Here is a 25024-nt window from a genome sequence, read left to right as displayed (position 1 = left end):
AAGCTGGTCCGAACACACTTGCCCCAACCAGCGCCTCTGACAGTCTTTTGTAAGACCTAGACTTACATTTTTCTGTAGCAGATCCCATCAGTTAAGCTCTTTTTTCACCTCAGCTTCACGATGAGTGGTGTACTTTTTATCTGAATTAGAGACTGAATCTGTACCTATAGAGTTATTGAAAAATTCAATAACAGCACCTGTAGTTTCTGGAGTTGGCATTGATGCAAGAATGTAATGATTATAACCTGATAAAACTAAGTTATTCACTTTATCACCTTCAAAAAATACAAGGCTTGACGCGGGTAAAACTTTGTCGTTTTCAGCTTGAATAATTAGCATTTTATTGTGCGAATCTATACCATTTAGTGCACCATAAAAGTAATCATTAATTTTATTTTCACTCATATACTCATCAATAACATTTTCAATGATGCTATTTGGGAGAAGCTCAACATAAGAGGAGGCTTCACTTGCAGCAAGATTCAAATCTTCTCGACTCAGTAATGGAACCACACCAATTAATGAATTTACTCTATACTTATTAGCAATATCTAAAACAGGTAAAAAACCCATTGAAAATCCAACAATATTGACTTTATCATAACCATTCGCTATTTCTGAGTAATAGTCAGTCAGTTTACTTCCAAACGTAAAACTATCTTCCTTTACCCCATCAAGATCCATCACAACAACATCAGAACCCATTGACGAGAACCAAACTGCATAAGATATTAAAAAAGATTTATCTATAGCAAAGCCTGGGATCAATATTGTGAGTTGTTGACTCAAATCCAATGGACGATCCTCACTATTTCGGATAACACTGAACTCATGATCTAAATCTCCAGCCTTAAAAGATAGGCTAAAATCTCCTTTCACAGAACGATCAGCTGGATAAAAATCATATATCAAAGAGCTTGACTCGCTCTTAATTATCTTCTCTAACCGTACTACCTCCAAATAATCAAAATCATAGTTAATTACAAACTTAGCTCTATTATTCAAAGAGCTGTGCATTATACTTCTACCTATTGAAGTGCAACTAGAAACCATTGAAACAAGAAAAATACAGATAAAAATTGATCTAATAAAATCCATAAACTAACATCCTCCTTGAAGTACTAACTTTCATATTAAAAAGGATATTTTATGAATTGTAAAATTAGATGTTCATTAATTGCTACGGCTTTAATTATTTCATTATCAGGTTGTGAAACAACTATCGAGCACAGATCGGAAAACGTTGAATTAGTTTGTAAAGTCCAAACAAATATGGACTCTCATCGATATTCTCTATTGCGGTCATTCGCACCTGAACTTTTCGACTCACGAGGTAATTTCACGATAACTAATATGGATCCTGCGAAATTAGAGCTCGAGATAAATAATGCTTACAATTATAATGAAGTAGAAGATAATCGCATAAAAATCACTTTAAAGTCAGGTGATTATGCATTAGCTCATAGGTGGTTCGATGTGTATAAATTAGGTGGCAGTTACAAGCTGCGATCACCATCAGCATTTTCAAATTGGGCTAAGCCATATGAATCCCAAGCAGATGGCTTTAACATAAACTTTAATCCCTCACCAAGAACAATTACGTCACCAAGCCGTTTTTCAGTATCTGGTAAGTATCAGAGCATCTCTTTGTTTGAATCTGCTCATATCGCTTTTGAAGGATGTGAAGGATCACCAGAGTTTCCTGTACCCAACCCAGGTGACTATTGCGAAAGATAAGTGCAAGTTGAGCGGCAAACTCTTCATTTGTCGCTCATATTTGGCTTCCCCTTCTCTGTAATTTGATGTAATCGCCTTATCAACAATTTACAGCTACTTTTTATTTTACGGCCTTGGGTCTATGTACCTTTTGTCGTCAGCAAACTATATCTTACATCTTACACCATATACCGTCACAAAGGAGCAAACCATGAATGTACAGAACAAGACAGGCCCATCGGTAGAAGTAGATAAAGAAATTGATGCCAACATCCTCTTAAGCAGTACACAAAAACAACAAATTAAAGCACGCAGTAGCGAGTATAAGGCTGCTGATTTATCTTGCCTGAAAGCAATTGCACAAGCTGCAATTAACGTGGAGTTATTCACAATCCCACTTTATATGACCGGCCTCTACTCGATTCAGGGCACACACCAGATTGCAGACTCATCAAACCTCTATCCCGGCCGTTACTGGCCAGGGCTTGGTCCGACTGCAGGATACATTCCTTCAGAACGATTGTCTCCTTACGACTACGACTTAAAAGACAGGTTTATTGGTTTTAGTGACTCTGAACTTAATGTCAATGAACAGGTTTTTAACGGCGTTTATAGTGTATTTATTGAAGAGATGCTGCATCTACAACTCGCTTCTAACATGGCGAGTAAAATAGGGCTCACACCGAGCTTTACCAGTCAGGCGTTAATTGACGATAAATTTGGTTGGAAGTGCTACAACAACCAAAGCGGTATTCCACATATTTTGGACTTTGCAGACTGTACTACAGACTTATCTAAGCTAAGCCCAGAAGTTCAGGCTTATTTCGAACAAATTTTTCCTGGTAAAACATTACAAGACCTGCGCGTTAATGCGACAGAGCTAAATAAAGAACAGACTTTACTCTTTATGCTAATAGAAGAGACTGAAGAAAACGCCAAAAAAATTATTCAGCCGCAGTTTTTAGAGCCAGACGCAAAAACAAAACAGCCAAAATATTTTGAACAAGCCCCATACGACTGGTGGAAACCGGATTACACAGAAAGTGATTTGCCACTATTCGGCTCAATTGGGCATATGTACTTGAGTTATTGGGACTATATTCAAATTGAATACGATGATAACACGAGTCTACTAGACTATGCGCTCTCAAAGGCTGAAGCAAACGACGCTAGAGCACAGAGAAACTACTTTAATGAACGTCCTGGTGATGCTTCATATCAAGCCCAATTCCCTGAAATAAAGGGCTCTCTTGATACAAATAATGAACATAATTTGTTAAAAGAAGCACTCATGAATAATGTCAATGCAATCACAGATCAAGGTGAAGGCGACGGCGTTGCAAAGATGATATGTTTACGCTGGGCAGAAGAGCCTTGGGCCCAAAGTGTCTTGGGTAAATTACAAAGTACGGCTAAGCCTGCTCACCCGAGCACTGTAGATGCACGTTTTCAACCAGATGAACCTGCCTTAGAGCATGACTATCCAAGCACAGATGGCAAACCGTTATCCGGTTCCGCCTGTGCCCGAATAGCCAACAAATATAAAGACCACTTTCAAATTTTCACCGATACGATGAAGCTCATTGTTAGTTATGAAAAACCAACAATGGCTCATAAAGAACGCTACCTGACTTGGCCAACTTGGTTTGCTGAGGGTAATAGTTGGACTGAGGCATTATTGGATCCCAACGGCGGTGATGAAGCACACGGACGTCACCCACAACTTCCACCAGTGGATAGCGTAGTGCGCGCACTCAATAATCTTAGGGAAACAGATAAAAAAACGCAGGAAACAAACAAGCTATTTAGTCAATCTGCGGTAGGCACAATTAAAGGTCTAACTTCAGCACTTGATCGTTATTGGTCGGGTAAAACCAGTGAATTTCCGGGCCCCGCAATGGGTGGCTCTGGCGATAGGATCTCGATTTGCTGGGCAACCACGGGAATTGCGCCAGATTTAGTAACGGGTATCGCCCCACAAAATCCGAACACCCTTTACCACGCCTGCCAAGGGATGAGTTACACCAACATTGGGGCGGATGACTTACCACCTCCTGAGGTCTATCACAGTTGTAAGGGTAGTAACGACTGTAAAGCACAGGGCGGCTGTGGTTTTGTTCATAGTACAACGCCCGGCGGTAGCTGTGGTGGTAGCGTATCAACAGGGCCAAAAAGTGCCCCTGCTGATAATAAGTGTAATAACTTGGGTGGGTGTGCTGTGCCTATCTCAGCCTCTCAACTCTTCCCAAAACTTTCCGGTGAAGACCAAGAATACGATATGCAGCTATTTAAGTTTAACCTAAAAGATAACAGCTTCTCTGCTATTGATTACACTTATCCGAAAGGCCAACAAGCTCCAACCGATCAATCTACAGATCATGTGCTAATGCCATATAAACAAGGGGATGCCGTATACGATATTGCTTGGCAAGCATACTGCAATGCCAATGGTTTATTGAACGAAGAAGGCAAACCTAAAGAGAAGCCAAAACCTTCAGATATTCGTCTAGCTCTTCCTCCATCAACTTGATAGGAAAGATAGCATGACAAATCCAATTCGGACGCAGCAGCTTGCTGCGTCCGCTATCGAAAAACTAACCGACTTGGGGTTTGGTGTTGGCCTGAGAAGCCAGCACTATCCCTTTATTATGTCCCATTTAGAGCGCGGTACATCTCTTAGCGTCGACTGGTTTGAAATCATCAGTGAAAACTATATAGATAATCACGGCTATGGCCGGCATGTCCTCGCTCAGTTAAAGGAACAATACCCGCTAGTGATGCATGGTGTGTCAATGAATATTGGTAGCAGCGACCCGCTTAACTTTGAATACTTAAGCAAGCTTAAGGAGTTAAGTGAATTCGTTAAGCCACAGCTTATTTCCGATCATTTGTGTTGGACAGGCATTGCTGGTTTGAATAGTCACGATCTCCTACCTATGCCATTGACTGACGAAAGCCTACAACACGTTATCAACCGTGTTGACCAAGTTCAGGATTTTTTAGAACGGCCTTTAGTGCTTGAGAACCCATCAACATATCTTGAATTTCAACATTCAACTCTCACCGAAAGCGAGTTCTTTAGTGAGTTAGTCACCGCAACAGGCTGCGGTATGCTGTTGGATGTAAACAATGTTTTTGTTAGTAGCTTTAATCATGGTTTTGACGCAGAAGCGTTTATTCGTCAACTCCCCCATGAGCACATCGTTCAAATCCATCTTGCCGGTCCTAGTGACTGCGGTGATTGTTTGATAGACACTCATGACCAGCCGGTGCCCGCCAAGGTTTGGCAGCTTTACCAACTGGCGCAGCACTTAACGGGTGGCGTGTCTACCCTACTAGAATGGGATGCCAATATCCCCAACTTTCCAGAGCTCGTTGATGAGTTAAGCAAAGCAAAACTGGTCCTGACAGGGCATATTCCAAAGCAAGATACAGTTACTAACACCAACGCACTGTCAACTCCAATCGTCAAAGAGCGAGCAGAATTAACATAATGAAAACGCCAGACTTAACGCAAACTCAGCAGTGGTTTAGCACCGTTTTAATGGTACGAGGCGACCTACCACAAAAGCTCAATACCGCTGCAAATCCGCATGGTTTAACGCTGCATGACTGTGTAAAAAGTAACAAAACACTGGGAGCCATGAGAAGAGTAGACATCTATGCTGCGGGCTATGTGATGCGTTTAGTAGAATGTCTTCGGGGGGAGTTTGCTCTACTTTGCCAGTTTATGGGCGACGAAGTATTCGACACCTTCGCCAAAGCCTTTATTGTCACCTTACCCTCAGAGTCTTGGACACTACATCAACTAGGCTCACGCTTCGCTGATTTTTTAGCACATACTAAACCTACCGGTGATTTTAATGCCCACCAGCAAGCTATGTTTAGCTTGCCTTCAGAGCTGGCTAAGTTTGAAAGAGCCAAAGCCCTTGCACTGTTAAAACCAGGACCGGAAACCGAGCAATCAACAGCGCTAATAAACGAGATTGAACTCCTTTGCGGCATTGCCGAAGACTTTGTCATATCGGTGCCAGAATCCGTACAACTTATTCAAACCGATTACCCTTTGCTTTCTCTTATAACCCAGCTTGAGCAAGCAAAACCGTGCACCTTGCCAACGCCTGAGCAAACGCATATTGCAATATCGCGCCAACAATATCGCATCAAAATGAATGTATTAAATGACTGGCAAGCGAATTTATTACTGCACTTGAGAGAAAAACCGCTGCGCTATCAAGAAGCAATAACCTACTGTGTTAAGTGCATGAATATGGAGACTCAAGTATTGAGAGCGCAGTTAGCAGTTTGGCTGCCAAGCGCGATTAATAGGGGGCTGTTTATAATTCAAAATGAACCAGCACCCTGCTGATCCAATTTTCTAATAAAGGTTCGGTTGCTAAAGTTAAATAACTCTTGATGGGTTATTTTTATAGGCAATACAAGATAGACTAGCTGTATCGACTGCTGTTCCCAAATAATAATGATAACAATCAATAACCGTAAGCTAGACTTAGCCACGGGTGAACTTATCTACCTTGATGAGACAATCAAATTAGAGGCAAAGGTGCTGGCAGTATTTGAAATACTGTATCAGCATCGCGGAACGCTTGTTACGCAAGAGCATTTACTTAATTCTGTATGGCAAAATACCGTCGTCGCCCCAAATGCCCTTCAACGATGTATTGCTCAGCTTAGAAAACTACTTGGGGATAGTGATAAACGTATTATCCAGACTTTTCATAAAAAGGGCTATCGTTTACAAGTTGGGGATCAGCATACTGATTTAAGCCAAAAGCTGAGAGCCTATATTCTCTATTTCGCAGCTTTCATCACCCTCTTCGGTATGTTGTTTATCTATTCAACGATGCCAAAAGCTAATTTCCAACTTTCAGAGGTTACACCCGTAAGTTACGGATTGGAGTTGGAAAGCACTGCGACACTCACCTCAGGTAGAAGGTTGTTATATGTGGCCAGAACGCCGCAAGCAGCGGAACTAAAAGTAAAGGATTTGGATTTCCAAACAACTAAGTTAGTTACCAGTGCATTGGATTTTGTTGGCAAACCTCAGCTAAACAAAGATGGTAAAAAAGCAGTACTCATTGAAACACGCAAAACAAAATCACAAGCTAAGTGTCATCAAGCTATCGTCGTGTTACCAAGGTTTGCTGCTAGAAAAGTGATCTCTCCTTGCTTGAATAGCGAAGTACAGCAAGCCTACTGGGTTGGTCATCAAGTGTTACTTATCGCCAATAACGAGTATGCCCTTTTTACTCCGCACTCAGATTCAGTCACATTTACTTCTTTACCTATAACTGCAACAATTTTAGCGTCCTCATTTAATGAGGGTCAACTTACTTTACTCACCCAAGATCCAGATGAAGAGGCTTATCTCTCTAGTTATATGATTAGCAAAGAAAACGAGCTTTTTCTTCTTCAACAAGAAAAATTGTCTGATGTAGAATTAGACCGTTCGTTGATGTTAGTAGAAGGGCCAGATACAACACACATACTTTCAACCGCATCTGCGCTCTATATTTTTCAAAACCTCAAGCTTGTACAAACCATTCCGGCAATCGGCTCAGAATCGTTTTACATCACTGAATACATTAAAGGTAATAGCTATTTAGCGACACTAGTTCGAGAACAAAAGCAGATTAATATTCAAGACAACCACTCTACAAGCCGACTTACAATCAGCCACTACGACGAGCTTTCAGGGCAATTTCAACCAAGTGGAAATGCCATTGCATTTCTCTCTAATCGTACAGGTACCAGTGAAGTTTGGTTAAAGCAAGAACAGCAAGAGATCCCGCTCACCCATAACAAACATATTTCGTCTTTTGTTTGGACAGCCGATGGTAAACAATTGTGGGCAGCATCAAAACAAAGCTTATTGAAAATTAATTTAGTCACTGGCGTTGAAGTTTTTCCTGCTTTATTTGAAAAGCAAATTATAATGCAATCAATTGAAATAAAAGGAAGTAACTACCTTCTCATCAATGATCTTGGCAATAAACAGCTAGTACTTTTCGACCCTGTAACCAACCATAAACAGCCACTTTATCAGGGGCAGGTTCACTGGGCACAAATACAGCAAAACGGTACTGTCTATATAGCCACACCAGATGAACCAAACTTAAAAGTACTCATCAACAATTCGCTCAAACCACAGCCAATAACAAACAAAATCACATTGCATTGGCGTTTTTACCTACGTGGGAATGAGCTGATTATTCCCGACAAACAGGCGACTATCTGGCGCTATAACATCAACACGCAAGTTTTGGACATATTGGGCAAATCCGACGAGCAGACTCGCTTGATCACAGATGTTCAACTACATCCTTTTAAGGTTTTAGCTGACTCACCAAAAACACTTAGCGCAAACCAAGTTAAAGTAAAAATAGCAGAGCCAGAAAACCACTAATATAAAGGTGGCTCACGCATGTGGGCCACCTTTATATCACTCTTAATAACGCTAAAGCCGAGACAATACTTGTTCAATATACTGCTTGGCTTCTTCATTTTTTTGCTCTGTTGCTAGCAGCAAGGCACGCTCTAGCTGAAGTGTTGCTTGTGTTGTATCGCCCGCATTCAAAAGAATCTGCCCATAACGTAAATTGTAAATAACAGAGTTAGGCATAATCGCAAGTAGTTCATCAAACACGTTTTTTCCAAGTGTTCTATTGCCTTGCGCGAATAAATATTGCCCTAGAGCAAGCTGATTGGCCTTAATATCAATCGAGTACCCATAGCGCTGTTCTAGTTTTTGGTGATATTCTCGCAACCCATTTAGACCTGACTTGTCAAATTGAGCATAATCTTGAAGCTTTATTGCGCCAAGAATATGTTGTAATCCATGTCTTAGCGCTAGCTGTGCGCCTATATGATAATGATGTTGACTTAAGTCCTCCAACATCAAGTGTTGGTGTCGTTTTGAAACGGCGAGTGCAGCAAAAAACGGCCTATTTTCGTCAAAGCTGCCAAGACTGATATATAGGTTATTGGTGAGTTTGCCCTTGGCGATGTTGTCACTAATATCTTCTATTAGTTGCTTGGGAAGTTGACTCCAAACTGGCGCAGACAATATCGCGCCTTGGAAATAACCGGGCATCTTTCCTAATAAATTCAAAGCAATCTCCGCCCTGCTTGAGTACCCTTCAATGACTTTAAACGGCGAAAGATTAAATTGCCGTATCAATGTTGGTTCAACTTCACTTGCTAACACGCGAGCTAGCAAGGCAAAATACGCTTGGTCAGATAACTTGTCAGCCCCAGCAAAATTCAATTTGGGCACTCGCACAATCACAAGTTGCGGGATAGGTGAAAAACTAGTGTGACTCAACCAGTCCACTTCAGCTTTCAGTACATCAAAACGGCTCTCTCCCGCAGTTGTATAAAGCGTTGAGTATGGCTCCTTTCGGTTAACATCAAAATCAAAAGGCAGATATATTTGTACATCAACAGGCCCTCCCACTAACTTTGAACTCACAGTGATATGCTGTAACTTTGAGGCTATCTGAGCGTGACCAACTAACGCAAACAACGCGCAATTTAGCCACATCAAACTTTTTAAAAGTATTTTCATGCTTTTCTCCATTTTTGGGTAAGCTTATGAAATAAAAACTTTTAAAACTTGATGCATTGCTTATTTTTTATTGATGAATTGCTGATGTGGATCACATCTGAGTTTGTCAGAGGCTAAATATCAAGTGCTAACATGGTTGCCTAAGTCGCAACGTTTAGCACAGTGACTATGGTTGTAAAAAGTGATGGTAAGGCTTACTAATTACGCGTATACACATTAAGCAACGGAAACTTATTCTCACCGAAAGCCAATGTGAGTGAAAGCGTTTCACCGCCGTCAAAACTTTCAGAAAGCTTCATCGGCGCGATCCTTTGACCGTTCGCTGTTAGTGCTAGCAGATGTTTTTGTGTTAATGTGCGGCGGCCACTCGATTCGTTTTTAATCGTGATCATTGCCCAACGCTCACCGTTTTCGTTACTCATCAGTACCGCGTTAAGTACCTTGAAGTCACTGATATCTGGGTAAATATTGGCATCATTCGGAAAAGCCAGTTCCATATTGTTAGACACTACGCTATCAATCGTTAATGCTTCTTCAGCGGCCTGTGCATTCACAGCCAACATAAGTAACCAAAAACCGCTTATTATCCTTTTAATCATTTAATTTTCCTTCTATTTTCCTTTGACTAATTCAGTATGGCGCCAATTTTCGGGTACAACAATACTTGCGAAGCACCAGCGTAAACTACAAAACAAAAATGCCAGACAACACACTGTGTGATCTGGCATTTTCTTAACTACTCAACTAGTCAACTACTCATTGCTGATAGTAGTGACATCAATTATAGAGTTTCTTCTAACCACTTGAAGAATTCACGCTGCCATACTATCCCGTTTTGCGGTGTCAGTACCCAGTGGTTTTCTTCAGGGAAATAAAGGAAACGGCTCTTTAAGCCACGTAATTTAGCGGCTTGAAAAGCTTGCATCCCTTGGCTCAGTGGTACACGGTAGTCTTTACCACCATGGATCACGAACATCGGGGCATCCCACTTATCCACATAGCTGATTGGGTTGAACTGATTGTATGCCTTGCTGATGGCCGCATTGTTTTGCTCCCAGTACGCGCCACCCAATTCGTTGTTCACAAAGAACATTTCTTCGGTTGTGCCGTACATACTGCGCAAATCAAAAATGCCACAGTGCGCGATAAAGGTTTTGAAGCGGCCATCGTGATTGCCAGCTAAGTAGAACGCAGAGTAACCACCAAAGCTCGCCCCAACTGCCGCGATACGTTTGTTGTCAACGTATGACTCTTTCGCAACATCGTCGATTGCGTCTAGGTAATCTTGCATTACCTTACCACCCCAATCTTGGCTGATATCTTTGTTCCATTTCACGCCGTGTCCAGGCATACCGCGACGGTTTGGCGCAACCACAATGTAGCCTTGTGATGCCATCACTTGGAAGTTCCAGCGGAAGGAATAGAACTGTGATAATGGCGACTGTGGGCCTCCTTGAAGGTATAGCAGCGTGGGGTATTGCTTACGCTTATCAAAATTAGGTGGATAGATAACCCAAGTTAGCATGTCTTCGCCGTCTTTTGTCTTCACCATTCGTTTTTCAACGTTCGGTAAATCCAAACCAGCATAAAACGCCTCGTTCACATTTGTCAGCGCAACAAGCTTTTTACTATTCAGATCAAAGCGGAAAATCTCTTTTGCTTGATTCATGCTATTACGAGTAACAACTAACTGATCATCTAAGGCAGCGACAATGCTATTAACATCAAACATGCCCTTAGTTAGCTGCTGAATTTTTGGATTAGCTTTGGTTTTGGTGTTCACCGCTACTTGAAATAGCTGGATTGTTCCGTCAACTGGTGCAATAAAATAAATATGCTTACCATCGTGACTCCACTCAAAACTGCTTACCGTGCCGTCCCAATGCGCAGTTAGATTGATTTCTCTGTCACCCTGCTTAACGATGATGTCATTTTTATCCGCCTCGTTACCGGGCTCATCCATACGTAAGAAAGCCAGTTGCCCTGTGGATGAGAACTCTGGGCTTTTATCATAACCCAAGTTTTGCTCGGTTAGATTGGTGGTTTTCTTGCTCGCTAAGTTATAACGATAAATATCTGTGTTGGTGCTGCTCGCATATTCTGCACCAGTCAGCTTTTTACTGACGTAGTAGATATTTTCACCTTTTGGACCCCAAACATAGTCGCTTGAACCACCAAATGGTGACGTCGGACTATCAAAAGGCATGCCTTTCATTATGTCGACTTTTTCTTCTGTGATTAGGTCCTGATAAAACACGTGTTTAACACTGCCGTCTTTCCAAGTATCCCAATGGCGGTAGTTTAAGTCATCAAACACGTAGGCATCTGCTTGCGTAAGCGCTTTGTGTCTATCCGTGGCCAGCACAGCTTCAACATTGACGGTGTCATGAAATAGCTTTTTGCTACCATCTGGCGAAATATTGTCGTCTGACAATATCCCTTGATACGCGCTTAAAAGCTGAGATGCCCCCCCCTTTAACGGCACTTGATAAACTTTGCTATCAAAGTCATTGTTCTCAACACTAGGCGTTGTAACTCGATAAATTACATGGGTTTTGTCTTTAGATAACCCAAGCGCACTCACGCGCTTTACTTGCCAAAGCTTGTCTGGGGTCATTACCTCTTTGGCAACTAACCCAAAACTTGGTGCTAATCCTAAGCTAGCACATAAAAGAATTCGCAACATCGCGAAATGCCTCCAATAATCAAAACTAGAATAGACTACATAAAGCGAGAAGAACTTAAAAGCATTCGCGATAAGATACTTTCGTCTCTAGTGCAAGTCACGAGCAAGCAGAAGTTGCTCAAAATAAATTTACGTCGTGCTGTAAGTTGGCAATTCGGTATTTTCTCGGTGTTTGATTGAACAATTTCTTAAACGCTTGAACAAACGCAGAGTCAGAAGCGTACCCCAACTCGATAGCAATTTCCTGTATGCTCTTTTGCGACTCTAACAATTGCAAAGATAAAACTAACCTCACATTTTGTCTCCACCGTGAAAATGATTGAGAAAACTCCCTCGAGCACAATCGCGACAAAGTACGCTCAGAAGCGCCCACTTTTGTTGCCCATTCCTTTAACGTAAATGGTAAATCCGGTTGCTCTTTAAGCTGTAAGAAAATGGATAAAAGGCGTTTATCGGTAGGTATGAGCAAGGGTATTTCATAACGGTTTGCGATCTCAATTTGATCTCGCAATACAGTTAGCAAATGTGTGATATTGGACTCTGCTTGAGTGAGCGTCTCGTTTTCAAATAGAAGCAGTATTAACGCTTTAATAAATGGCGTTACCAGACAGGATTTTGGTTGGTCTCCATACTGAACATATTTGTCGGGATTAAGGTAAATCGCCAAAAACTGTGTGTCTGTAATCGCTATGGATTTATGCACTGTATTTGCGGGTATGAAGAGCATGCCATTGTGAGGTACGATCCCGCTTTTATCGCCGATACTCGATTGCAGCAGCCCCTGCAAAGGAAACACAATTTGATGCCACAAATGTGAGTGAAAGTCATCAACATAGCCAGAAGCCATATTCGTCGTTTTAGTTATGATTTGTTTATTAGGAGAACCTTTGATGAGGTCATTAGCTTGCATCTTGGCGACTTATCAACATTAAACGTCTGTTAGTATAAATTACGCCATCCAAATTTAATATACCATCTACAGCCTATCGTTAATTAAAAGGCACAAAGATGCATATTCACTTTATCGTTCATGAACATTTTGAAGCGCCCGGTGCCTATGAATCTTGGGCAAATAAACGCGGTCATATCGTTACCTATTCGCGAGTTTATCAAGGCGAATCTCTCCCAAAAAATATCGAAGGCTTAGATTTTTTGATTGTAATGGGAGGACCTCAAGATCCGTCAACAACTATTGAGCAATGCCCGCACTTCGATGCAACAGGTGAGCAAGAAGTCATCTTGAACTCGATTACCGCCGGAAAAGTTGTGCTTGGTATATGCCTTGGGTCGCAACTAATCGGTGAAGCGTTAGGTGCAGCATTTCAACCTAGCCCTGAACGTGAAATAGGAAAATACCCGATAACCTTGACGGAAGCTGGGATGACACACCCACTATTTAGTCATTTTGGAAAAGTGTTGGATGTCGGCCATTGGCATAATGATATGCCAGGGCTCACCAATGGCTCACAAGTGATTGCATATAGCGCGGGGTGCCCAAGGCAAATTGTCGCCTACAGAGACCTAGTATACGGTTTTCAGTGCCATATGGAATTTACCAAAGATATCGTCGCATTACTGATTGAAAATGACGACCTCAGTGACGCTTTACAGTATCGATTTGTAGATGATCCAGAGGTTTTACTGAGTCTTAACTATGACGAAATGAACCAAAAACTGCACGACTTTTTAGATAAGTTAGAAAGCTTTTATAAATCACAGTCCTGAGCGTTAATCATATTATTTAACCTGCCTAATTGCTCAGGCTAGCGGCCTCTGTACGTCTAAAAAATATAATTGCTTATTAAGGCAAATTTAGGTGTAATGAATAAATAATAAGCGCTGAGCAATGCAGGGAAAGCTTAATTAATAATAGATTAGCTATTCAAACTAGCTAGGAGCGCTAAAGCCTCCAAAAAGCCTATTTTTTCTAAGTAAGCCATAGTATAAACGACACCAGCTCTGACACACCAAGCAGGTGATGGCTCAGTCCAACAAGCGATTATGCAACACAAACTGCATGTCGCATAAGTACTAAACTGTTATACAACTACGGATAGCCCAGAGTATGCCCAATCCATTTATTCCTAAATCGTTCAAGCCTCCGACGTTTTTTGATAGTGAAAATTTTCACTTCAGAGTTCTTGAAGAAGAAGTTGCTGAGTTAGACTTTGAAGCAGTAATGTCCAGTCAAAAAAGGCTACAAGGAATATTTGGCCCTGAAACTGAGTGGCTTAAAGTTAATATGACCCTAGAGGAAAATATAGAAAGCTTAAAAATTCATAAACAAGAATTTGAATCAAGGGATGCTTTTGCATATTCCATATTTAACAATTCAAAGGAAAAATGCCTAGGCTCTGTTTATATAGATCCAAGCCGATCACTAAATTATGACTGCGAAGTCTACTTGTGGATTCGAGATGATAGTATTGTGTTAGAAAAAATACTTTATCAGACTGTCTTAAATTGGCTTCAATCAGTGTGGCCTTTCTCAAAAATAGCATTACCGGGCAAGTCGATTTCATGGAAAGATTGGACTCATGAGTTAAAAGTTGTATAACAACGTCATGTTTAACCGTGACACCCGTCCTTACGCGTCCTTACTCCTTAACCAAAAGTGAAGGCATAAACTCTAAAAATGTTTGGGAATGTAAGAAGAGGCTAAGACACCCATCACAATTCGCATCTATATTATGATGGGTGTCCGCTATTCGCTTATTAGCTCTGCCTACTATCCGCTTCGTTTATTTTAAAAACAACAACTTAAATGGCTTTTGATATTTAAAAATACTTTACCCATCGCGCTGATGTTTTCCGTTTATAACCTGCAAACCATTTACATAATGGGTATAAAAGCACGCTTAAAAACATTGCGAGTAGCCATATCTGCCAAACATGATAAAAGCCAAAATATGCAGTTTGACTGCTACCATAGTGCTGATTCGCACCAAATAGCCATTGTGCCAATATACTAAGCGCAAGTAGCGCGTATAGGTGCGTAATGTAGAAAAACATCGGTGCTGACCCTAATACTCGAACCGGATCTAATACTCTGAGCGCATTAGTCTCTAAAAACGCTAATACGAATGCACCAACTCCCAAGGTAAGTAAAATAAAATCGAGAGACGGCGGGTATTTAGTAAAGTTAAAAAAGTCCATTGTGGTGAGAAGTGTTGTTGCCTGTTGAGACCAATCAAGCGTTTCTCCGTACAGATTTAATCCTCTTAAAATCACTAAACCCGCTAACAGAGCTGTCCCACTTTGCAATAAAATGGTTTTACGTGCTTGCGATGACACTGAGCCTGAAAATAAAGGCGCTACCGCATAGCCGCACAAGATAACGCCAATCCAAGGTAAAACCGGATAAGACGCTTTTACGTTAACTACAGCATCTGCGACTAAATAACCTCGATCATGCAGAATCGTCCAAACGGTATAACCTATTTCATTCGGTGCAAACTCGATGGGCGACAATAAATTATGACCAGCCACAATACTTACACCCAATATTGCTATCACACTGCGGGGTAAAGCGACCATCAGTGCCAATATCACCATACTAACGCCAATCGCCCAAATAACTTGTAAGTACAGTGTTTGATACGCACCAAACCAAGAAAAATTAACCAGTGTCATTTCAAGTAAAATTAAAAATAGGCCACGCTTTAAAAGAAATGGCAGGGCCGACCGCTTCGAGCCGTTTGCAGGGTTTTCATACAACCAAGCCGATAAACCTGTCAAAAAGACAAAAATAGGCGCACAAAAATGGGCACTTAAGCGGGTAAAATACAGATCTGGACTCGTGGTATGAATGTCCATTGGATCAAGAACTGGTACATGCAAGAAAAACCGCTCTCTCACATGGTCAACCAACATAAATAACATCACGATGCCACGCAGTATATCGATAGAAGACAACCGTGTTTTACTATTTTGCAGATTATTCATTACACTCTTTCTCGTGTTAAAAACGAAAAAACAGTCCAAGTAAAATGACTCAGACTGTTACTCTCGACAAGCAGATGTCTTAGAATAGGCTAAGACTTTACGCTCGCATTAGGGATCAAAACTGATACTTCACACTTGCGCTGTATGTTGTAGGTGATCCCGGCATGGTCCATAGTTTGTGATAGGAGTTTTCAAAATAGGTCTTATCAAACAGGTTGTTGATGTCTAGTTTCACACTTACCTTGTCATTTAATTCGACCGATGCCGATAAATTAACTAGCGTATAGGATGGCAAAATGAAGTTTGCGTCTGTTGTTTCGCCCAGACGCTCACCCACATAATTCACAGTTGCTCCAAGATAAGATTCTTTTCCTAAAAAAGTGGTGTAATGCTTTAGTGAAACATGACCAATATGATCTGCAATATTGATCAAACGTGAGCCTTTGGGGATAGGCACGCCCCAGTCCGCATTAATCACATCATTTGCGGTTTTTGCGTCGGTATAAGTATAAGCAAGCGCGAGTACAGTCTCGTCTGTTAACTCAGTCGTTAATTGAAATTCAATACCTTGGCTTTCTACTTCGCCCAAGGTTGCCGATAAGCCGGTGTCAGGTTCAGCGGTAAGCATATTGGTTTTTTGCGCATCAAAAAGTGCAATGCTACCCGAGAAACGATCCGCAATACCTTGCCATTTAGCGCCGATTTCAAAGGATTTAGTTTCCTCTGGTTCAAACGCATTACGATTAGAATCTAAACCTGGATTTGGCCTAAACCCTTCTGCGTAACTTGTGTACAGATTAACTTTGTCATTCGCGTTATAAATAAAACCCAAGCGTGGCGTAAACTCGGTTTGCTCTTGGCTTTGCGCTTCATCACTACGAAGGTTTAGAATGTCTTGCTCAAATTTATCAACACGGACACCCACTAATACTTTCGATTTTTCAGTCAGTTCGATCAAGTTTTGAGCATAAATACCTAGACCTTTTTGGCTTTCTTCGGTCAACGTTTTTAATACAGGTTCTGGTTGTGTTTGCGTGTAGTCTGGGTTATTTGGGTTAATGCTATAGGTGGTATCGCCCGACCCCCATGCCGTACGCCATACTTTATAGTCAGTATCAATGTCAAAATTATAGTGATCAACGCCCACTAGAATGTTGTGCTTTACACTGCCAAATTCAATTTCACCACTGAGCTCAATACGCGCAGAAACATCCAAAGCTTGGTAGTCTCGAGCACGTCTTTGACGAGAAAGTAGGCTCGCGTCTGTGTATATCAACTGTCGACCATCTGATAATTCGGTATCTGAAGATACACCTTCAAATGAAGAGTCTCGATAAGCAAATCCAGTGAGTATGTGCCAATCATCGCTTAACCTATGGTTTAACACTAACTGATGACCTAGGGCTTCAACTTGGTGCGCACCATCACGAATATCACCGTAAAAAGCGTCCGTGTTAACGTCATCAAAGTTATTATTTAGAATATACACACCTCTATCCAACGGCTTTTTCTGATTGAGTACTTCCATTTCATAGCTCAGACTCGTGTCATCAGAAATATTCCACAGTATTGACGGCGATAAGTGCAAGCTTTTGATTGAAATATGATCCCTGTGTGTGTCTGAGTTTTCATATGCGCCATTTAGTCGATAAGCAGTTTCTTTGGTAGCTGAGTTTGTGTAATCAAATTCAAACTGTTTTTTACTGTAATTACCAAACGTTGCTTGAATATAACCTTGCTCTTCGAACTGAGGCTTTTTGGTAATGATATTGATAGTGCCACCGGGCTCCCCTTGCCCATATAACGCAGAGCCTGGACCTTTCATGACTTCAATGCTTTCGATATTGGCTGTACTTCTATTGCCGTTGTAGCCTCGAGAATTAAAACCATTGACAAGATAACCTGATGGATTATTTTCATCACCCGAGAAACCACGGATAGCAAAGCTATCAAACATGCCTCCAGAGTTATTTTGCCTAACAACACTCGGTGTGAGTTCTAACGCTTCCATAAAGCGAGTAATACTTTCGCTTTCAAGCAGTTCTGAGCTAATGGTATCGACTGCTTGAGGCGTTTGAACTAAAGGTACATTACCACGATAGGGCTGCCGAAACTGTTTAATCTCTATACGTTCGATTTCCCGGCTTGGGCTATGATTTGAAGCTGATTCTTGCGCAGTAGTGCCATTAGCCACCAAAATGAGGGAGAGTAGTAATTTTTTGTTCACTGGTATCTCTATTTTCTGGAATTCAAAATTTGATACAATATAACATACTGCATCGTATTATTGTTATTTGATAAATTGTCAATCGACGCTTTTTTTGTGTATTTGGTCGAAAGCTCTCTCTTGTTTGAGATTGTTTGCTTCTGAAGCTGAGCTGTATTTATCTGAATTAGCTCTGAGCGGTGTGATTAACGAGGGATATTAACGCTATAAGTGCCTAGCAGTTTTGCACATTCATACTCGTTCTGAGTATTTATTCTCCAGTACACATGAACTTTATACGTTAATTTAGTCGGATAGGTTAAAAAATTACAGTTTTCTCGGGCCACATTACCCTGTCAAAATAGTAAACTTTTCGACTATATCCTTATCAATCTCCTTGATCAGGGTATGTGACAAACCTAAATTTTTGGCTTGATTGCGAAACGAGCGAGTTATTTCGAAGATTTCTTCAACCATCACCATAATCGCTTTCTTTGAAGATAACCCAGACTGAGCAGCTTACTGGTCTAGCGCGCGCTTTGGCGTTCGGCCATTCCCGCCAAATGCCGTCATATGCTCTTTGTAAGGGCTGGGGCTATAAACAATGTCGTAGAAAGGTGATAGTGTCCAGTTATCGGTGTCACTGGCAAGAAAGCTAAAGTTCTTACTGTGATCATCTTGGTTAACCGTTAGGTAATTACAAATGTAGCGCTTAATAAGCTTTTGAGACTCAGTAACACTGCACATGATACGCGTAGCTTTAACTAGGCTGATTTAAGCATGTCGAAGCACATCCTCTATAGCTTTATATTCAGGCTCAGATAACTTTGTCAGCTCTTTCACTTTTTTCAAGTCACCGACAGTCTCATAAAGCATAAGAAACTGCCGCAATGAGATGTTACCAGATGACTCAAACTTTCGGATCGTAGCATAAGGCACACCAGAGAGATCGGCCATCTTCTGAACACTGAGTTTATCTTTTTTCCGAGCGGATTTGATAAACTCTTTGAGTTCCATCTGCATATCATAAGATGATTTTTTTGCCATTATGATAGCAGAAATTAAAGCAAGACTGACATCCTTCGGATATAGAAAAAGAGGTAGTGAGGCATGTTTCCCAATGTGCCAACTATTGAGAAAAAGGCGATTGAACTCTAGAGCATTAACATAAGTTAACAGTGACCTCCACCGTTATTTGTTCGCGTTAAAACCTATTCACGTAATGACTTAAACAGTACAAATACTTTAACCCACCTCTTGGTTAAAACATTTTAAAAAAGCAAGTTAAGATAGTTTTTCAGGTTTTTTATCGGTTAGCTCTCGAAGCAATTGTGGCAACCACTCAGGCTTAAATTGCGCTGGATTTACCTGCGTCATTGCGTTAAGGCTCCACCACTGCCATTGTTGAATTGTATCTTTTTCTTCTTCAGTCCAACGTGCCGCAAAGACCTCGTCGTTACTTGAGCATCGAATAAGATAGTACTTCTCTTGCCAAACCGCAGGGATGGAGCGAGCAACTGCATAAATAGCTTCACGCTCTTTCACTACGGGGCCTATTTCTTGCTCCAACCCTGTTTCTTCATAGAGCTCTCTAGCAGCGGCATCTAGGTAAGTCTCATTGCCTTGTAATTCGCCACCAGGCGTTGCCCAGAATGCTTCATGGTGATGTTCATCCTGATACTGAAATAGCAATAACTCTTGCTTTTCATTGACGATAATTAGTCTTGCACATTGTCTTTCTTTCATTATGTCTTTCTAGTACCTAGCGAGTAAAAATAAAAAAGCCCTGTGAGCAGGGCTTTGCTACTAACACGGTAAACTTATTACGCTGCAGCTTGTCCTTTATGGATCAATCGCTCACAGAGGGCTTGCCACTCGCTAGTTTGCTTTTTGCCTTCAATGCGGCGGCCAAATAGCGTTAATACCGTTTCGCGATTGGCATCAAAAAACTCAATAGAGGTGACCACCGTATTGCCGTTATCCGTGGGTTTTCTGACCACGAACGCGCGGGTCAAATCGTCTGCTTTTATATGTAGGTTAAACTCAGGATCTAAGACGTTAAACCAAGGGCCAACTTGCTTGAGGTTTTCAACCTTTCCAGAGAAGATCTGTACCGCACCTGGGTTGCCAACGAATACCATGATCTCTTGCTTAAACGTTTTTGCTTGTTGAAAAATATCAGCAAGGTCAAAGCTCTGTAGCTCAAAGCTCCATGGTGAGCCGACGAGCTCAAGGGCCTGCAAGCGTTCAAAGTTGTATGTCTCTAAAAGCTTTGGAAAATGATGGACATCTTCAAGCTCACTCCACTGACTCCTAAAGTTATCTAGTTGCTCAGCGCTCGGCGAGGTAATTACAGGCTCCACAAGTTCAAATGGCTTAACGCTAAAAGAGCGCTGTGATGTTAGTTGATAGCGCGCTTTAATATTCACCAGTTCATTAAAGTCCGACTCAGTCGTGGTGTAAACCTTATGTACCGCACGGCCATTTTCATCAAAAAACTGCAAGCTCGTATGACTTTCGGTTTCAACTAAAAATACGCTTTGCCAACGATACAAAAATAGCCGTAAGTCGATACCACCGGGATTGATTGCTATACCACTTAGTTTGCCATTATTGTCTGAAACATAGAGCTTTTCGTATAATCCTTTAATTTCATTGACCACGCTGCCGTTACGCGTCAACGCCATCACTTTACCGAGCTTTTTCAGGCTCTTGAGGATATCGGCAAGCTGCGTTTCATCTAAGCGCGTTACTGTGGCAGTCACCGCTTCTTCAAGTTGGGCATTCAATAATTCGGCCTCACTCACGCCCAGTTGCATTGCAGCATCAACGGGCCGTGTCCTTGGCTCACCCGCTAACAAGGTTTTATAGTCTTGAATTAATTGCTTCATGATCTCTCCTTAAAAACGCCAGCTGATCTGGGTTTTAATGTTGCGGCCAAAACCGTAATCGCCTATTCCACCACCGGTACCAGCCATCAGTTTGTATTCTTTGTTAAAAACATTATCGACAGCAACTCTTAGATTAAAGGCAGCATTAATATCCCAACTCGCATATAAATCAGTCAGGGTGTAGCTTTTTTGTGTTTGCGTTGAGTATTGCCTTGTTGCACTGTCCATCACCTGCACATCACGATCGCCACGCCTGACTATTTGCGTACCAACTTGAACGGCTTGATCAAATAACGAGGCACCTAAATCTAAAGCCATTTTGTCTGCAGGCAAATACCATAAAGGCTTGTTGTCTTGATCTTTGCCGTCTATGTCACTGTAAGAAAAGTTGCTGTAAAAGCGTGGTGTTGCAAAGTTTACTTCCAGCTCAATGCCATCTCTATCATTGCTAGCGCGATTCGCATAACGTGGTGCAGGTACGGGGTTGGTCACATTACTGGTGACCGACGTGATTTCATCGTCTACCGAGATATCAAAGTAGATAAAACGCGCAGTTAATGTGTCATTGTCAGTGAGTATGTTATTTGCCTGATAGGTCACGCCAACTTCGGTGTTGTTGCTATATTCTACGTCTAACGCTAATCCTGGCTGTCTGCCACCGTATTGATCGTATAACTCGTCAATGAGTGGCGCACGGAAACCTTCTTGGCGGTTTGCAAACACAGCCCACTGTGGTGTCAGTTGGTAATTTACACTCAAAGCACCCGCCCAATCACTGTGTGTCACTTTACTATCTAATGCTGCAAACGCCTGTTGAAATTTAGCTGTTGGTGAGGTGCTATAACGTTCATAGCGAAGCCCTGCGATCACAGTAAGTTGCTGCCAAGTAAATTCATCTTGGATATACACACCGGAGCGCTTTTGCGTACCACCCGGTTGGGATGTCATCTCAGCGGTGGTTGGAGTCGGACCGTATTGCTCACAAGCATAGGTCTCGTAGTTAAGTTTTAAGCATGGTAATGCTGTCTTTTCACCAATACGCTCTTTGTCGGTATATTGCACACCATAGGTCAAAGTATGTGAGTCCAATACGCTGGTATTCATTACATCCAGAGTGGTGATGTTGTATTCATAGTTTGATTCAATACCGATGTAGTCCTCAAGCATGCCGACACCATCAGATTCAGCCACTTGACTGCTGGTATAACCGGCCTTAGCGCTGAGGTTCAGGTAGGGATTATTTGCAGGGTTTAGTTCATAACTCAGATTAGTAACGGACTGCTCTACCTCACGGTACACCGTCCCCCATGCGCCCGGATCTGTTGTATTAAACTCGGTTCGCTGGTTATCTGTGGTCTCGGTGTAACTTGCCCCCACAATGGCATCATCACTTAAGAAGTATTCCCCTTTTAACAGAACAGAGCTGTTTTCAATTGCCGAGTTATCCAAAGTTTCATCGTTAGACAACTCCCAATCATCGCTATCGCGCTTTACAACACCAGCAAGTAGGTCAAGCGAATCATTCGGCCTTGCAAACGCGATCACTGAGGCATTCTTTTGAGCGTTGTTGCTGTCATAACCAAGTTTAATTTTAGCACCAGCGACTTCACCATCCTGTAAAAAATCAGCGGCGTCTTTTAGCTCAAACTGAACAACACCGCCGAGCGCACCACCGCCATGAAGCACAGTGCTCGTGCCTCGTTTAATGCTTATTGAGCGATATAATTCAGGATCAGTGAACAGGCTACCCATGCGATATTTTTCAAATGTTTGCAGCATACCATCAATCGTCACCATCACGTCTTCCGCGTCGCTAAAGCCACGAATATTGAACTTATGCCCAGCCGCTCTTGGCCCACCACTGGCAGAAACATTGGGAATGGTATCTAAAGTCTCAAATACACTGCTATCTAATTTGCGCTCTATTTGCTCCGACGAAATAACATTCACCGCTTGTGATGATTGCAATGCGGTTTTTGCTGTACGCGTTGCCGTTACAGTCACTGCATCTAAGTCTGTTTTTACCACTGTCGACTGAGAGCCATCGTTATTTGAAGAAGATGCGGCTTGTACCCAGGTGGCAGAAGTGGCAAGCGCGATAAAAAGAGTTAATTTAGATAAACGCATAAGAATACTCCGAGTGTCGTTATTTTTTACACGCACTTCAACTTTGCCCCTGATCTTCCCTAGTGTTCTAACATAGAGCCGGCCTTTAGTAGACAGGCTCCCCAAGATGAAATGCGATTGTCGTGGCGCAATATAACACACATAAATCTAAATGGTAATTGTTTTTATTCGCCTTTAACAATTAAATTTGCTACTTGAATATTGAGCGTACTAAGCTGTGCAAAAAGTGATACCAGTGCTTCACTGGGTACTTGTTTATCCACGGCGATATAAATCACCTCTGACTTGTCTAAATGGCCAAGCGCTTGTATCAGCGTGTTTTCCGCGCTAAACGGCTGCTCGTCTAAGGCATAGGCTATTTGACCATGATTGAACATGACACTTACAACCTTAGGTGTTTTTTCCAGCACAACCTCGCCATTTTTTCCCGCTGTTGGTAAGTTGACCTCCAAGACGTTGAGTTTTACGGCCACACTGAGCAGCAAAAATACAAGGACGATAAAAAGTACATCAAGTAACGCGGTTAAATCAGCGCCTAGGTGCTGTGGCTTGGGTGCCGGCAGCTCAAGCATTATCCGCCTCCACCAAGGTAAATTGGGTATTCATATAAAGCACAAGCTCGCTTTGAAACCGCTCAACCATCGCTTGCAAAACACCATAAATAAGTAAACATGGCATGGCTATCGCCAGTCCCGCCATGGTTGAGTACATGGCTTCCCATAATCCATCCGCTAATAACGCGGGCGTCACCGCTTGCTGAGTTTCGGCAATGGTTTTAAACATCAAGACCAACCCCCAGACGGTGCCAAAGAGTCCCATTAATGGGCTTAGCGTGCCGATAATGCTTAAGATCACTAACCGCTTACGCCACTCAAAAACATACCCTTGTAACCGCAAAGCGCCAACTGCTTTGCTACGAAAAAAATGGGGTTTACGCTTGATTTCATGAACGGTAAACCAAGCGCGGCTAAGCACCCAAAGCCGCTCAATGATCACCGCAAGCGCAATAACCGACAAACATAAAAATGGCCATTGCATTGGGCCAAGTTGGGAAAACCAAGACTGCATCGTAGTATTACTCTCTAAGAAAGGGAAAATTTAATGGGTACGGTAAATAAGGCTTTTACAGCATTACCGTTTTGGATAACTGGATGAAACTGCCATTGCTCAACGTTCTTGCGAGCAGCCACGTCCAAAGATTGATGACCGCTACTTTTAACCAAAGTTAAATTCACGATTTCACCTTTTTGATCCAGCTCAATTTCAAAAATTGTCACGCCTTCAAGTCCTCTTCGCTTGGCACGCAGTGGGTAGCTAAGCGCAGGTCTTGGTGCTTTGAATAAAGGTAAAGCATCTAATTTAACAGGAGAGTCATCGGTACTATTTGCTTCACTGAGATGCCTAGCTGAGGCCATTTGCGCCACCTCTTGCCGCGACGTATTTTCTCGTGTTGAGGTAGGCGCTGCCGCTTCGATAGTTTTTTTATTCTCAGTCTCTATGGCTTTGTTAAGCTTTTTAGGTTGTGGCTGTTCATTGGCCTGTTGCTTGGGTTTGGGTACAGGCTTGGCTTTCTGCTCTTGCTTCTGTGGTTTTTTAAGTAGGTGCGTAGTGCCATTAAAATCAGATGGCGCTTGCTCTGCTTCCACTTTTTGAGGCGGCTCTTGGGAAGGTTGCGCCGCAAACGAAATCATGAGTGGTTTGGTGACTTTACTCACTTCATTTGCAGCAACGCCTGAGTGCCACACCAGTGCTGAGCTTGCAGGAAATAACCACCACAAGCCATGCAGCAGAGCGGAGACTGTGATGCAGATAATTAATTTCATATTGATAAAAGCAAATGATAACTGTTATTATTCGCAATAAAT

General features: G+C 42.0%; 22 protein-coding genes. 7 read left to right on the top strand and 15 right to left on the bottom strand.

Annotated features, from left to right (window positions below; all coding sequences use genetic code 11):
* Positions 1-87: 87 nt before the first annotated feature.
* Entirely contained in the window at positions 88-1098 is a 1011-nt protein-coding gene (locus PPIS_RS21145) for an alpha/beta hydrolase (RefSeq protein ID WP_248694127.1), read from the bottom strand.
* A gap of 51 nt (positions 1099-1149) precedes the next feature.
* Between PPIS_RS21145 and PPIS_RS21140 the strand changes: the two genes are divergently transcribed.
* The 5 genes from PPIS_RS21140 to PPIS_RS21120 all read left to right on the top strand — a co-directional run bounded on the left by PPIS_RS21140 (position 1150) and on the right by PPIS_RS21120 (position 8143).
* The gene (locus tag PPIS_RS21140; protein ID WP_010370008.1) at positions 1150-1737 is read left to right on the top strand and encodes a hypothetical protein; all 588 of its coding nucleotides are present in this window, start codon (positions 1150-1152) and stop codon (positions 1735-1737) included.
* 190 nt (positions 1738-1927) lie between these two features.
* Complete coding sequence (locus tag PPIS_RS21135) at positions 1928-4246, top strand: ferritin-like domain-containing protein (RefSeq protein ID WP_010370011.1); 2319 nt, start codon at positions 1928-1930, stop codon at positions 4244-4246.
* 13 nt (positions 4247-4259) lie between these two features.
* Positions 4260-5210: an MNIO family bufferin maturase gene (gene bufB, locus PPIS_RS21130; protein ID WP_010370012.1), complete on the top strand. Its 951-nt coding sequence runs from the start codon at positions 4260-4262 to the stop codon at positions 5208-5210.
* The gene (locus PPIS_RS21125; protein ID WP_010370015.1) at positions 5210-6085 is read left to right on the top strand and encodes an HvfC/BufC N-terminal domain-containing protein; all 876 of its coding nucleotides are present in this window, start codon (positions 5210-5212) and stop codon (positions 6083-6085) included. Before bufB ends, PPIS_RS21125 begins: the two co-directional genes overlap by 1 nt.
* A gap of 111 nt (positions 6086-6196) precedes the next feature.
* Positions 6197-8143 (top strand): winged helix-turn-helix domain-containing protein, encoded by a 1947-nt coding sequence (locus PPIS_RS21120; protein ID WP_010370018.1) that lies wholly within the window; start codon positions 6197-6199, stop codon positions 8141-8143.
* A 51-nt stretch (positions 8144-8194) separates the two neighbouring features.
* On the opposite strand, the gene PPIS_RS21115 is transcribed toward PPIS_RS21120, so the two are convergent.
* The 4 genes from PPIS_RS21115 to PPIS_RS21100 form a co-directional block, all read right to left on the bottom strand.
* Positions 8195-9304, bottom strand: coding sequence for a tetratricopeptide repeat protein (locus tag PPIS_RS21115; protein WP_010370021.1), 1110 nt, complete (start codon positions 9302-9304; stop codon positions 8195-8197).
* Positions 9305-9501: 197 nt separating this feature from the next.
* The gene (locus PPIS_RS21110) at positions 9502-9903 is read right to left on the bottom strand and encodes a hypothetical protein (protein ID WP_010370025.1); all 402 of its coding nucleotides are present in this window, start codon (positions 9901-9903) and stop codon (positions 9502-9504) included.
* A gap of 182 nt (positions 9904-10085) precedes the next feature.
* Positions 10086-11990: a S9 family peptidase gene (locus PPIS_RS21105; RefSeq protein WP_010370029.1), complete on the bottom strand. Its 1905-nt coding sequence runs from the start codon at positions 11988-11990 to the stop codon at positions 10086-10088.
* Positions 11991-12108: 118 nt separating this feature from the next.
* Entirely contained in the window at positions 12109-12900 is a 792-nt protein-coding gene (locus tag PPIS_RS21100) for a helix-turn-helix transcriptional regulator (protein ID WP_010370032.1), read from the bottom strand.
* Between the two features lie 98 nt (positions 12901-12998).
* On the opposite strand from PPIS_RS21100, the gene PPIS_RS21095 reads away from it, so the two are divergent.
* Both PPIS_RS21095 and PPIS_RS21090 read left to right on the top strand, forming a co-directional pair.
* Positions 12999-13715, top strand: a complete 717-nt coding sequence (locus PPIS_RS21095; RefSeq protein ID WP_010370035.1) for a type 1 glutamine amidotransferase — start codon at positions 12999-13001, stop codon at positions 13713-13715.
* A 340-nt stretch (positions 13716-14055) separates the two neighbouring features.
* Positions 14056-14547, top strand: a complete 492-nt coding sequence (locus PPIS_RS21090; RefSeq protein ID WP_010370037.1) for a hypothetical protein — start codon at positions 14056-14058, stop codon at positions 14545-14547.
* Between the two features lie 221 nt (positions 14548-14768).
* Here the strand turns inward: PPIS_RS21090 and PPIS_RS21085 are convergent, their stop codons facing one another.
* The 10 genes from PPIS_RS21085 to PPIS_RS21040 form a co-directional block, all read right to left on the bottom strand.
* Entirely contained in the window at positions 14769-15935 is a 1167-nt protein-coding gene (locus PPIS_RS21085; RefSeq protein WP_010370040.1) for an acetyltransferase domain-containing protein, read from the bottom strand.
* A 115-nt stretch (positions 15936-16050) separates the two neighbouring features.
* A complete protein-coding gene (locus PPIS_RS21080; protein WP_010370043.1) occupies positions 16051-18162 on the bottom strand; it encodes a TonB-dependent siderophore receptor in 2112 nt (703 codons plus the stop codon).
* Between the two features lie 498 nt (positions 18163-18660).
* Complete coding sequence (locus PPIS_RS21075; RefSeq protein WP_477742889.1) at positions 18661-18891, bottom strand: HipA domain-containing protein; 231 nt, start codon at positions 18889-18891, stop codon at positions 18661-18663.
* Between the two features lie 24 nt (positions 18892-18915).
* Complete coding sequence (locus PPIS_RS21070) at positions 18916-19188, bottom strand: helix-turn-helix domain-containing protein (protein ID WP_019647302.1); 273 nt, start codon at positions 19186-19188, stop codon at positions 18916-18918.
* Between the two features lie 237 nt (positions 19189-19425).
* Positions 19426-19887 carry an NUDIX hydrolase gene (locus PPIS_RS21065; RefSeq protein WP_010370051.1) on the bottom strand — a complete coding sequence of 154 codons (462 nt, stop codon included), beginning with the start codon at positions 19885-19887 and terminating at the stop codon, positions 19426-19428.
* 77 nt (positions 19888-19964) lie between these two features.
* Entirely contained in the window at positions 19965-21032 is a 1068-nt protein-coding gene (locus tag PPIS_RS21060; protein WP_010370053.1) for a hemin-degrading factor, read from the bottom strand.
* A 9-nt stretch (positions 21033-21041) separates the two neighbouring features.
* Positions 21042-23159 carry a TonB-dependent receptor domain-containing protein gene (locus PPIS_RS21055; protein ID WP_010370056.1) on the bottom strand — a complete coding sequence of 706 codons (2118 nt, stop codon included), beginning with the start codon at positions 23157-23159 and terminating at the stop codon, positions 21042-21044.
* A 164-nt stretch (positions 23160-23323) separates the two neighbouring features.
* On the bottom strand, positions 23324-23731 hold the full coding sequence (locus PPIS_RS21050; RefSeq protein ID WP_010370058.1) for a biopolymer transporter ExbD: 408 nt from the start codon (positions 23729-23731) through the stop codon (positions 23324-23326).
* Positions 23724-24227 (bottom strand): MotA/TolQ/ExbB proton channel family protein, encoded by a 504-nt coding sequence (locus tag PPIS_RS21045; RefSeq protein WP_010370061.1) that lies wholly within the window; start codon positions 24225-24227, stop codon positions 23724-23726. Before PPIS_RS21045 ends, PPIS_RS21050 begins: the two co-directional genes overlap by 8 nt.
* 14 nt (positions 24228-24241) lie before the next feature.
* Entirely contained in the window at positions 24242-24982 is a 741-nt protein-coding gene (locus tag PPIS_RS21040; RefSeq protein ID WP_010370064.1) for an energy transducer TonB, read from the bottom strand.
* Between the last annotated feature and the right edge of the window lie 42 nt (positions 24983-25024).

It is taken from the genome of Pseudoalteromonas piscicida (genome assembly GCF_000238315.3).
GTDB lineage: Bacteria > Pseudomonadota > Gammaproteobacteria > Enterobacterales > Alteromonadaceae > Pseudoalteromonas > Pseudoalteromonas piscicida.
The sequence above is the reverse complement of the archived record's forward strand: the minus strand, read 5'-3'. Positions and strand labels throughout refer to the sequence as shown.

Excerpts from the sequence above, each read along its gene's own strand:
- PPIS_RS21145 (WP_248694127.1), bottom strand. The coding sequence starts at position 1,098 with ATGGATTTTATTAGATCAATTTTTATCTGTATTTTTCTTGTTTCAATG.
- PPIS_RS21140 (WP_010370008.1), top strand. The coding sequence starts at position 1,150 with ATGAATTGTAAAATTAGATGTTCATTAATTGCTACGGCTTTAATTATT.
- PPIS_RS21135 (WP_010370011.1), top strand. The coding sequence starts at position 1,928 with ATGAATGTACAGAACAAGACAGGCCCATCGGTAGAAGTAGATAAAGAA.
- bufB (WP_010370012.1), top strand. The coding sequence starts at position 4,260 with ATGACAAATCCAATTCGGACGCAGCAGCTTGCTGCGTCCGCTATCGAA.
- PPIS_RS21125 (WP_010370015.1), top strand. The coding sequence starts at position 5,210 with ATGAAAACGCCAGACTTAACGCAAACTCAGCAGTGGTTTAGCACCGTT.
- PPIS_RS21120 (WP_010370018.1), top strand. The coding sequence starts at position 6,197 with ATGATAACAATCAATAACCGTAAGCTAGACTTAGCCACGGGTGAACTT.
- PPIS_RS21115 (WP_010370021.1), bottom strand. The coding sequence starts at position 9,304 with ATGAAAATACTTTTAAAAAGTTTGATGTGGCTAAATTGCGCGTTGTTT.
- PPIS_RS21110 (WP_010370025.1), bottom strand. The coding sequence starts at position 9,903 with ATGATTAAAAGGATAATAAGCGGTTTTTGGTTACTTATGTTGGCTGTG.
- PPIS_RS21105 (WP_010370029.1), bottom strand. The coding sequence starts at position 11,990 with ATGTTGCGAATTCTTTTATGTGCTAGCTTAGGATTAGCACCAAGTTTT.
- PPIS_RS21100 (WP_010370032.1), bottom strand. The coding sequence starts at position 12,900 with ATGCAAGCTAATGACCTCATCAAAGGTTCTCCTAATAAACAAATCATA.
- PPIS_RS21095 (WP_010370035.1), top strand. The coding sequence starts at position 12,999 with ATGCATATTCACTTTATCGTTCATGAACATTTTGAAGCGCCCGGTGCC.
- PPIS_RS21090 (WP_010370037.1), top strand. The coding sequence starts at position 14,056 with ATGCCCAATCCATTTATTCCTAAATCGTTCAAGCCTCCGACGTTTTTT.
- PPIS_RS21085 (WP_010370040.1), bottom strand. The coding sequence starts at position 15,935 with ATGAATAATCTGCAAAATAGTAAAACACGGTTGTCTTCTATCGATATA.
- PPIS_RS21070 (WP_019647302.1), bottom strand. The coding sequence starts at position 19,188 with ATGGCAAAAAAATCATCTTATGATATGCAGATGGAACTCAAAGAGTTT.
- PPIS_RS21065 (WP_010370051.1), bottom strand. The coding sequence starts at position 19,887 with ATGAAAGAAAGACAATGTGCAAGACTAATTATCGTCAATGAAAAGCAA.
- PPIS_RS21060 (WP_010370053.1), bottom strand. The coding sequence starts at position 21,032 with ATGAAGCAATTAATTCAAGACTATAAAACCTTGTTAGCGGGTGAGCCA.
- PPIS_RS21055 (WP_010370056.1), bottom strand. The coding sequence starts at position 23,159 with ATGCGTTTATCTAAATTAACTCTTTTTATCGCGCTTGCCACTTCTGCC.
- PPIS_RS21050 (WP_010370058.1), bottom strand. The coding sequence starts at position 23,731 with ATGCTTGAGCTGCCGGCACCCAAGCCACAGCACCTAGGCGCTGATTTA.
- PPIS_RS21045 (WP_010370061.1), bottom strand. The coding sequence starts at position 24,227 with ATGCAGTCTTGGTTTTCCCAACTTGGCCCAATGCAATGGCCATTTTTA.
- PPIS_RS21040 (WP_010370064.1), bottom strand. The coding sequence starts at position 24,982 with ATGAAATTAATTATCTGCATCACAGTCTCCGCTCTGCTGCATGGCTTG.